Source organism: uncultured Cardiobacterium sp. (assembly GCF_938028185.1).
In the GTDB taxonomy this organism is placed as follows: domain Bacteria; phylum Pseudomonadota; class Gammaproteobacteria; order Cardiobacteriales; family Cardiobacteriaceae; genus Cardiobacterium.
This window is the reverse complement of the sequence record NZ_CALJAH010000188.1, coordinates 1-10,013: the sequence shown is the minus strand read 5'-3', so window position 1 is coordinate 10,013 and position 10,013 is coordinate 1. Positions and strand designations below refer to the sequence as shown.

Genomic DNA, 10,013 nt, shown 5'->3' with positions numbered 1-10,013 from the left:
ATCGGCAGAAATTTAATCTCTACAAACAATTGGGCGAAGCGAGGCGTGGGGAATATCAGCAGTGCAAGGAACGTAACCGCCAAGAGCGCCAAACATTACGGGGAAAGCACCCTCTGCCTACTTGGCAAACTTTCCTCGTCAAGAAAGCCGTGGACGGCCATATGGGAGCTTTGGAGAAGCTCAAAAGACAGGCAAGCCAGCGAGGTGTCAATACCGTCATGGAGCAGATACCGCAAGAGTATCGCACAGCAGCAGAAAAAATACTGGCGGAAGTACCGAGGCAAACGGAAAGCAGTAGAAAGAACAGCGCCATTGCAGACTGGATCGTGCAGCGTAATGCTCTTGTCGGTAAGGCAAAGGATGTTTTGCCTCATCAAATGTTGCAGAAAGACGAACACGGGGAGTTTATTTATCGAGGCATTAGAGACATTGACGGGAAATCTGTTGTTTTACTCGAACGCAATAACATTATCTGGATTAAACCCATTACTACGGAACAGAAAAATTTTGCACATAACAAGTTCCGCCGGGGTGAGAAATTAACGCTGGATAAGCACGGTTATTTACATTTGACTCAACCACAATCGAAAAAAAGAGGTCGTTCATGACAAAGAAAAAACAACCCGGAGCGGTTGCCAAGATTGTCATTCTGCTTTTGGCGTTATCAATAGCCAGTGTGGCAGCAACACAAGTATTGGCCTGGCGTTGGCAATATCATCAGGCGTTGGGCAAGCCTTTGCAGGGATATTGGTATTGGCCGTGGGATTGGCTGAAATGGTCGATGCGATTCTATGACACGCATTCCCAAATCGTGATGACCGGCATTGCCGTTTTCTTGATGACATTAACGATGATGTTATTGGTGTTTTATATGCGAATCATGCTGATCAAACGTGATACATCGGCAATGGATGATTTGCATGGCTCGGCACATTGGGCGAGCAAGCAAGAAATTCAGGAAACGGGATTGCTGGACTGCAAAGGGGTTTATGTTGGCGCATGGACAGATAAGAACGACAAAACCTGGTATCTACGCCATGACGGGCCGGAACACATCATTGCGTTTGCACCAACGCGATCCGGCAAGGGTGTCGGGCTGGTGTTGCCCACGCTGCTCAGTTGGCCGGAATCGGCACTGGTGTATGACATCAAGGGGGAAAACTGGGCATTGACTGCCGGTTGGCGGCAGCAATACGCCGGTAATGCCGTATTGAAATTTGACCCGGGCAATTTCATTGAAGGAGATCCTGAGGCGGAAAGTTGCTGTTTCAACCCATTAGCAGAAGTGCGACTTGATGATGAACGCGCGGTGGGTGATGTACAAAACTTGGCAGCCATCATTGTTGACCCGCAGGGCAAGGGGATGGAAAGCCATTGGGACAAGACGGCCTTTGCCTTGCTGACCGGGGCGATACTGCACACGCTGTACAAGATACGAAAAGAGGAGCAGCGCACGGCTAATCTGACCGATGTGGCAACGCTGCTGTCCAATCCGGACATGCCCGTGACGGATGTCTTGCAAGAGATGCTGGAATACGAACATACCGATAGCGGTGCTCACCCCGTCGTCGCCGCTGAGGCGCGCGCTATGCTGAACAAGGCAGAGGAAGAACTCTCGTCTGTGGTCTCTACGGCGATCGCCAACTTGTCTCTTTACCGCGACCCCATAGTGGCACGACATATTGCGAGGAGTGATTTTCGTATTGATGACCTGATGGATCACGAGCAGCCGGTTACGCTCTATGTGGTTGACCGACCGTCCGACGCAGACCGGATGCGCCCTTTGATCCGTCTCATCATGACTCAGATTGTGCGCCGCCGCACTGAGAAAATGGAATTTCGTGATGGACGCTCAGTACGCCACTACAAACACCGACTACTCCTCTTGTCAGATGAATTTCCAGCTTTGAAAAAGCTGAACGCCATTGAAGATGGGCTGGCATTCATGGCTGGCTATGGCATCAAGGCTTACATCATTTGCCAAGATATTCAGCAACTCAATGCCATTTATTCTCGCGAAGAAAAAATCATAGCCAACTGCCATATCCGTATCGGTTATGCGCCAACAAAAGTAGAGACGGCAGAGGTTTTTTCCAAGATGAGCGGCACTGCGACGGTCATCAAGGAAGAAGTCAGCGTGTCCGGTTCGCGCTTCGGTGGTGCGGCTAAAAGCTACAACCGTTCCTACCGCGAACACCAACGGCCGCTGATCACTACCGACGAAGTGATGCGACTGAAAAAACCCAAAAAGGAGGGGCATGGAGAGAATGAACGCATTGTAGAAGCGGGAGAATTGCTGGTTTTTGTGGCTGGTAGCGCCCCCATTCGTGGCACACAGATCCTCTATTTCAATGATCAGACATTTCGCGAACGCGCGGCCGTACCACCGCCAGAAAAAAGTGACGTACTGACACCCAAAACACGGGATTTTGCGCTGTGAAAAAACTGAAACGCCCCATCCGCTGGATACTCAACAGCCTGATTGCCATCTGTCTCATTCTGCTTGCCGCTCATTTCTGCATGCCGCTCTTCGGACTGTATTTCAATTTCAGCAATTCACAACCGCTCGGTCTCTACCGACAAATCAGTGATGACCCGGCTACCATTCGGCGCGGTGATCTTGTTCGCATCTGCCTCGACGGCGAGATCGCCGACCTCACCGCATCGCGTGGTTACGTGGAGATGGTATGGCTGGATACGTCATGTCGTCATCAATTACGACCACTCTTGAAAACCGTCGCGGGGCTTCCCGGCGATCTTATCCATATCAACGCCGAGGGTGTGCACGTCAATGGTGTCCTGATTGCCAACAGCCGCCCTCTGGCGCAGGACGGCTCACATCACCTCATGCCGCAACAACCAGCTGACAGTATCGTTGCCGACGGCATGTTGTGGCTTGCTGCACCCAATCCCTATTCGTGGGACAGCCGCTATTTTGGTGCTGTGCCACTCGCTGGAGTGCGCGGCATCATGCGCCCCTTCATTACCTTTGGAGATAATCAATAATGAAACTATATATTGCTGAAAAGCGTGAAGTTGCTGCTGCTATCAGTGACGCATTGGGCGGTAGCCTGAAAGACGGGCTCTTCGTTCTCCCGGATGGTGACAAAATTACATGGTTGTCCGGGCACCTGTTGCGCTTGGTTGATCCGGAAGAATGTGACGAGCGTTACAAGAAATGGCAGTTGGCCGATATGCCGCTGCACTGGCCAATCCGCACCGTGCCGCTGGACAGCCATGCCGAGAGACTGACCAAAATTATTGACTGGATCAGGACGGCAGATGAACTGGTCAATGCCGGTGATCCTGACCCGGAAGGGCAACGCTTGGTTGATGAAGTGATCGAATACGCCAATGTGCAGAAACCCGTGTGGCGGATACTGATCAACGACAACAACGCACCGGCTATCAAAAAAGCGGTAGCAGCGATGGCGGACAACGCTGCCTATGCCGGGCTCTCACAATCTGCGCTAGCACGTGCTGTTGGTGATCAGCGTTATGGCTACAATCTGACCCGCACCTACACATTGCTAGCTCGACAAAAAGGTTACGACGGAGTGCTGTCTGTTGGGCGTGTGCAGACGCCAATCCTTGGACTGATTGTGCGCCGTGATCGCCAAATCGAATCACATCAGGCCGCGCATTATTTTGTGGTACGCGCAGCCATTAACTTGCCAGAAAACACGGTCAATGCCCGCGCTGCCATGCAGGTTGAGACACGGTATCAAGTCGCGGACGGTGATCCGGTTGACGAAAAAGGGCGATTGAATGATCAGGCATTTGCCGAAAATATCGCTTCCGCTGTCAATGGTCAGCGCGCGCAGGTCGTCAATATCGACACCAAGCGAGAAGAAGTGGCGCCACCGCTACCCTATAACCTGCTGGCGTTGCAGGCCGAAGCAGCAGCAAAATTCAACCTGACACCGAAAGAGGTGCTGGAAATCACCCAAGCCCTGCGCGACAAACATCGTGCCATCACTTACAACCGCTCCGACTGCCGCTATCTCAACGACGAGCGTCATGAAGATGCCCCTACATTGCTGTCCGCTCTGGAACAGCGCTTTGCAACCGCCACCCATGCCGATGCTACGTTGCGCAGCAAGGCATTCAACAGCCAAAAAGTGACGGCACACCACGCCATCATTCCTACTGAGAATGTTCCCGCCACAGATGCCCTCGATGTACGTGAAGAGCAGGTGTACAACCTGATCGCCGAGCAGTACATCGCCCAGTTTTACCCGCCACGCGTACTGGAAAAGAGCAAAGCGCTATTTGAGGTAGCTGGCTATATTTTCGTGGCAACCAGCACTACGGAAATCAGCCCCGGCTGGCGTACCGTCATTGGCGACAGCATCGATGCGCAAGATAACAAGGACGGTGATCAGGAAAATTCTGATAGCGCCACACCACTAGCCGAGCTGGTTAAGGACGACAGCGGCAACATCAGTGACGCCGCCGCCCTCGCGAAACAGACCAAGCCGCCGAAGCGTTACACCATGTCTACACTGCTGAAAGACCTAGCCTCGGTTGCCAAATACGTCAGCGACCCGCGCATCAAGGCATTGCTGCTGGACAAGGATGCGGACAAGGCGGACGAAAAAGGCGGTATCGGTACCCCGGCGACACGTGACAGCCATATCGATACGCTCTTTACCCGCAATTACGTTGCCAAACAGGGCAAGGACATTATCAGCACCGATTTGGGGCGACAACTGATCGATGCGCTGCCGGATTTTGCGACGACACCGGACATGACCGCCCTATGGCACGAAAAGCAAAAGAAAATTGAAGCCGGAGAGCTGACTATGCAGGCGCTTTTGAGCGAAGTTGAGCAATCCGTGACCGACGAAATCAGCCGCGTCAAGCGGGATGGCTTGGACATCAAGGTTGACCTGCCGCCATGCCCGAACTGCGCGGACGGCCATCTGCGGCAAAGGACAAGCGAGAGCGGCAAATTTTGGGGCTGTACCAATTACCCCGACTGCAAAGCGACCTTCCCGGACAAGCGGGGCAAGCCCGATCTGGACGCCAAAAAGAAAACAACAGTGAGCAGCGAACATCTATGCCCTCAATGCGGCAAGGGGTTGATACGCCGCCCCTCGGCCAAAGACAAGAAGAAATTCTGGTGGAGCTGTTCCGGTTTCCCGGACTGTAAATACACGACCTTTGACAACAATGGGAAACCGAAATTGTAATGTGCTGGCACTGCCTGCCGCTGCCGCTATTGGCTGGTTATGGGGTATCGGTATCGACCCGCGACCATTGGCGTTGATCGGATTGATACCGGTGTTGTGGACGCTAGTCAGCAACCGCTGGCTGGCCGGGTTCGTTCCGGCATTCTACGTGTTGGCGGCCACACGAGGTCTGATTGGCGGCAGCATGGTGTTTTTCGATCATGGCGCACTCTTTGGCGTCATTCTGTGGCTGGCCGCCGCTGTGCCGCATTACTTTGCCGGGGTACTGTGCTGGCAGCGGCAACGGACGGCACGGATTCTCTGCGGCATACCGCTATTGTGTCTGGCGCTGGCCCTGCCTCCGGTGATGCTGGTCGGCTGGGCGCATCCGCTGCTTGCCGCCGGGCTGTGGTTGCCACAACTGCACCCGGGCTGGCTGTCTTTGCCGGGAATGCTGGCGCTGATGAGCATCGTGAGCGCGACGTTGTACCAGCCCAGCATCGGACGCTGCGTCTTCCTCCTGCTCGCAGGCGGGCATGCCGTCGTCCACTACAGCGTACCGGCTATCAATACCGTCCCGTTTATTCGGACGCATCAAACCCAATTTGCCATCGGCACCTACGGAGTCGCGCCGCCGGACGTACTTACCATTTTACGCCGCCACTGGCAGATGCAGGCCATGCTTGATGCCGACAGTTTGCTTGACGTTTTCCCGGAATCCGTGGGAGGCGACTTGGACAACTATATCGCCGGGCAATGGCAAAACTATTTACGCGACAACCACCCGCACAAAACGGTTTTGATCGGCGCCTACCGTCGTAACCAAGGTCGGCCGGAAGGCATCATCGTCGCCATCACCGCCAACGCTGTCCGCACCCTCTACGCGCAGCGGCTGCCGATGACCGGCGGTATGTACAACCCCTTTGGCGCCAAAGCAAACCGGTTTCATGCGCACTGGCTGGGTGCAAGTACGGCTGATGTCGCCGGATTGCGCGTCGGTTTCGCCATCTGCTTTGAACACGTCGTGCTGTGGCCGATGCTGCAAACCACCTTCTCCCGCCCAGAAATTGTCATCGCACCTGCCAGTATCTGGTGGGCGCCCATGCAACTGCAAAATGCCCAACGCCAATCTCTGCGTTTGTGGGCGCTGTGGCTGGGTGTCCCCGTCGTCGAAGCCATCAATGGAGGAAATCATGATTAGCGAAGCACTTATTGCGCTTATACCCGTGTGTGCACCTGACGTCGCACCAAATACCATCATCCGGATCATGGACGTAGAAAGCAAAGGGAACCCTTTGGCTATCAACGTCAATGGATTAGGGCAGATACAAGCTGACAGCCAAGCAGAAGCAGCCCGTTTGACACAGCATTACATGGATAAAGGTTACACCGTTGATGTTGGCTTGATGCAGATCAACAGCAGCAATTTTGGCAGGCTTGGCTACGCCAACCGCATCGAAGCATTGTTTGAGCCCTGCAACAACATCGCCGCAGGTGGACAGGTTCTGAAAGACTTCTATACCACCCACCGGGCGAAAAAAAACGAGGCGGAAGCATTACGCGCCGCAATCAGCGCCTACAACACTGGTAGCCCCACACGCGGCGTCGCCAACGGCTACGTCGGCAAGGTTTACCAGCAGGGAGGGAAAACACGTCAGCGCAGTATCAACAATTCACAACTGGCACAGGCATATCGCGCGCCTACCGCTGTTGATGTCAGCAGCATCAGCGGCAGCAAGCACGAACAGTCCCCATCCCAACCGGAGTAATACATGGAAAAGGAATATGAAAAAACGCACAGCGAAAAAATCGCCGCCGAACTGATCAAGGCCATCCGGGAAGGCACAGCCCCTTGGCAACGGCCCTGGCAGCCGGGAGAAGCGATGGCCAGCGCGCCGTACAACCCGTTCACGGGCAACCAGTACCGGGGCTCCAACTCACTCTACTTGCGACTGTGCGGTTCGCAGTATGAAGACCCGCGCTGGTTGACCTACAAGCAAGCGCAGGAGATGGGCGCGCAAGTACGCAAGGGGGAAAGCGGTTTGACCGTGCAATACGTCAAAAAGGGCGAAATGCGCGATGTTCTTGATGAGGAAGGCAACCCGAAACTGGATGAAAACGGCGAAATCATGCGGAAATTCCATATCTATGACAAACCACGCATCTTTTCGGCGCGCGTCTTCAATGCCGAGCAAATCGACGGTATGCCGCCGTTGCCACCACTGGAAGAGCGGCTGCCTCCACCGGGCGAAGTCAATGACCGTGTTGAAGCTATTTTGCAGGCCTCTAAGGCAGACATCCGTCATAGTCGTGGCAATCGGGCTTTTTACAGTCCTACGGAAGACTACATCATGCTGCCGGAACGGGATCAGTTTAATAGTCAGGCAGGCTACTACGCTACTGCTCTGCACGAATTGGGACACTGGACAGGACATTTTTCCCGTCTTGGCCGAGATCTCAGCAACCCGTTTGGATCAACCGGTTACGCCAAAGAAGAATTGCGCGCCGAGATCTCATCCTTCATGAACGCGCAGCGCTACGGCATACCACATGACCCAAGCCAACATGCCAGCTATGTTGCCAGTTGGTTGAAAGTCTTGGAAGACGACCCGCAAGAGATCATTCATGCCAGCGCGGATGCGGCTTCTATCAGTAATTACATCGCCACCTTTGATCGTCATCTAGAACAGCACCAAGAAATTGACCGGAAGCAACAGCAGCAAGAACGTCAGACCATGACCATAAATGAGCCTGTCGCCCAGGCGGCGGCTCCGAATGTTCAAACAGCGGTACCGGAAGCACGGATTTATCTGGATGTGCCGTATGCCGAAAAAAATCAGGCCAAGGCTTTGGGTGCACGATGGGATAGTCGAGAAAAAAGTTGGTACATTCCGCCGGATGTTGATCCAAGACCGCTACAAAAATGGATGGCAGGTGAAAATATTCAGCACGAGGCGGGAAAACAGAATATTGATGCTTCTGTCCGCGCAGTGTTGCAACAGTATTTGGCAGACAATCTGGATGTTCAGCAATGGTCAGGGGTTACGATTACCAAAGGTGTTGCCCAGTATATGGGAACAGGGGTGATATTCACGGATGATATGCCGCTTCCAGCGCAAGGTTGGATGGTTTTTGCCATCAATAATGACAATTCACGAACGTTATTGCTTGATACACCATCTCAAGATGATGCTTATGCGCTTGCTGACGCTTTGGACTCAATTGGCAAACAAATTTGGCAGAAAACGGACATGAATATAGCTCACATTGCGGAGAAAAAAACTTTTTTGGCAGTCCCTTTTGAAGAAAAAGAAGATGCCAAAGCTTTAGGTGCGAAATGGGATGGGGTAGCCAAAAGCTGGTATGCCCCAGAAGGCGTGGATCTTGCACCGCTACAAAAATGGATACCGCAAAATCGGGTAATAACTGCCCCGGTAAACAGCGATCCGGTGCAAGAATTTGCCTTGGCACTGGCCTCCGCCGGGCTGGTCGTCAAAGACATCCAAGCCGATGGTCAATTACATCGCGTGCCGGTTGAGGGTAGACCGCATGGGCGTGATGGTGCCTACAAGCTGCATCTGGACGGCTTGAAGCCCGCCGGATTTATCCAAAATTTTGTCACCGGACACAAGGAGAACTGGAAACATGACAACGGACAGCGCTTATCGCCGGAAGAAATAGCGCAACAACGTGCACAGTTGGCCGCACAAAAAGCAGAGCGTGAACGGGAGCAAGAAGCCGTACAGTGGCTTGCGCAAAAAGAGGCGGCCAAGAAGTGGGAACAAGCCCCTTATGCCAACGACAATCATCCATATTTGGTGAAAAAACAGCTGGATTTTGACATCGTGAACAAGCTGGGCATCCGGCAAGACAAAAGAGGCAACCTGCTGATTCCGATGATAAACAAGGATTTTCAGCTACAAAGCCTGCAAAGCATTGGCGCTAACGGGTTCAAACAATTTGAGTCGGGCTGCAAAGTGTCCGGATGCTTCACAATTCTTGGCAGTGATTATCCCCGGGAGTACAAACCGCACCCGGAAGAAAAGCTCAATCCGGACAAAGCGGAGCCGATCATCATCAGTACCGGTGTTGCTACGGGTGCCAGCATTCACATGGCGACAGGAGAGCCGGTGGTTATCGCCTTCCAAGACTCCAATTTGAAGGAAGTCGCGGAAGAACTGAAAGCCATGTACCCCCACCGCAGTTTTTTCATCGCCGGGGACAACGATCAGCACAATGTTGCCAAGGGACTGAAAAACGGTGGTTTGGAAAGTGCAAAGGCGGCGGCCAAAGCAGTTGGCGGACATTACGCAGTGCCACAATTTGCCAGCAATCAGGTGGGAAAAGAATTTTCGGACTTTTCCGACCTGCACAGGATCGCCGGACTGGCAGCGGTCAAGCGGCAATTGCAAGCGGGGCTGTCAATTGCACGTGGCAACGTCGCCGAAGATAAAGAGCGACAACAAGCCCAGAAGCAAAGTCAGGAAAGGATGCAGGAGAAAGAAGTCCGGCAAAGAAAGGCTGACGAAGAAAATGCGCAGAAAAAACGACGCTCTCGTTCTATGTAATTACGCCACCTCTACGCCAAAAACAAAAAAAGCACTAATAAATTCAATGAATTTTGGTGCCCGGAGCCGGGGTCGAACCGGCACGGTATCACTACCGAGGGATTTTAAGTCCCTTGCGTCTACCAATTTCGCCATCCGGGCGTGGGCGCGCATGATGGGTTTTTTTGCCTGTTTTGTCAAGAAGTCTTTGTGTTTTTTAGGGTTATTGTCCGATTTGGCGTAATGGACAAAACGGGTGCTAAAAAACGCCGCAGCCCTTACGCTGTAAGGC

7 protein-coding genes and 1 tRNA gene are annotated in these 10,013 nt (G+C 53.2%); 7 read left to right on the top strand and 1 reads right to left on the bottom strand.

The window, feature by feature from the left end:
• From Q0349_RS05580 to Q0349_RS05550, 7 genes are all read left to right on the top strand, one after another.
• Positions 1-608 (top strand): hypothetical protein (locus Q0349_RS05580; RefSeq protein WP_298079892.1); only part of this gene is annotated, 608 nt, incomplete at its 5' end.
• Positions 605-2,440 carry a type IV secretory system conjugative DNA transfer family protein gene (locus Q0349_RS05575; RefSeq protein WP_298079891.1) on the top strand — a complete coding sequence of 612 codons (1,836 nt, stop codon included), beginning with the start codon at positions 605-607 and terminating at the stop codon, positions 2,438-2,440. The genes Q0349_RS05580 and Q0349_RS05575, both read left to right, overlap by 4 nt.
• On the top strand, positions 2,437-3,006 hold the full coding sequence (traF, locus tag Q0349_RS05570; protein WP_298079890.1) for a conjugative transfer signal peptidase TraF: 570 nt from the start codon (positions 2,437-2,439) through the stop codon (positions 3,004-3,006). The genes Q0349_RS05575 and traF overlap by 4 nt, the downstream gene beginning before the upstream one ends.
• Positions 3,006-5,195 carry a DNA topoisomerase 3 gene (locus Q0349_RS05565; RefSeq protein WP_298079889.1) on the top strand — a complete coding sequence of 730 codons (2,190 nt, stop codon included), beginning with the start codon at positions 3,006-3,008 and terminating at the stop codon, positions 5,193-5,195. Before traF ends, Q0349_RS05565 begins: the two co-directional genes overlap by 1 nt.
• 1 nt (position 5,196) lies before the next feature.
• Positions 5,197-6,375: a hypothetical protein gene (locus Q0349_RS05560; protein ID WP_298079888.1), complete on the top strand. Its 1,179-nt coding sequence runs from the start codon at positions 5,197-5,199 to the stop codon at positions 6,373-6,375.
• A complete protein-coding gene (locus Q0349_RS05555; RefSeq protein WP_298079887.1) occupies positions 6,368-6,943 on the top strand; it encodes a lytic transglycosylase domain-containing protein in 576 nt (191 codons plus the stop codon). The genes Q0349_RS05560 and Q0349_RS05555 overlap by 8 nt, the downstream gene beginning before the upstream one ends.
• 3 nt (positions 6,944-6,946) lie before the next feature.
• Entirely contained in the window at positions 6,947-9,742 is a 2,796-nt protein-coding gene (locus Q0349_RS05550) for a zincin-like metallopeptidase domain-containing protein (protein WP_298079886.1), read from the top strand.
• 54 nt (positions 9,743-9,796) lie between these two features.
• On the opposite strand, the gene Q0349_RS05545 is transcribed toward Q0349_RS05550, so the two are convergent.
• Positions 9,797-9,883: transfer RNA gene (locus Q0349_RS05545), tRNA-Leu, on the bottom strand.
• Positions 9,884-10,013 lie beyond the last annotated feature (130 nt).

What these genes read in the sequence shown, in the direction of transcription:
- Q0349_RS05575 (WP_298079891.1), top strand. Translation starts at nt 605, where the DNA reads ATGACAAAGAAAAAACAACCCGGAGCGGTTGCCAAGATTGTCATTCTG.
- Q0349_RS05565 (WP_298079889.1), top strand. Translation starts at nt 3,006, where the DNA reads ATGAAACTATATATTGCTGAAAAGCGTGAAGTTGCTGCTGCTATCAGT.
- Q0349_RS05555 (WP_298079887.1), top strand. Translation starts at nt 6,368, where the DNA reads ATGATTAGCGAAGCACTTATTGCGCTTATACCCGTGTGTGCACCTGAC.
- Q0349_RS05550 (WP_298079886.1), top strand. Translation starts at nt 6,947, where the DNA reads ATGGAAAAGGAATATGAAAAAACGCACAGCGAAAAAATCGCCGCCGAA.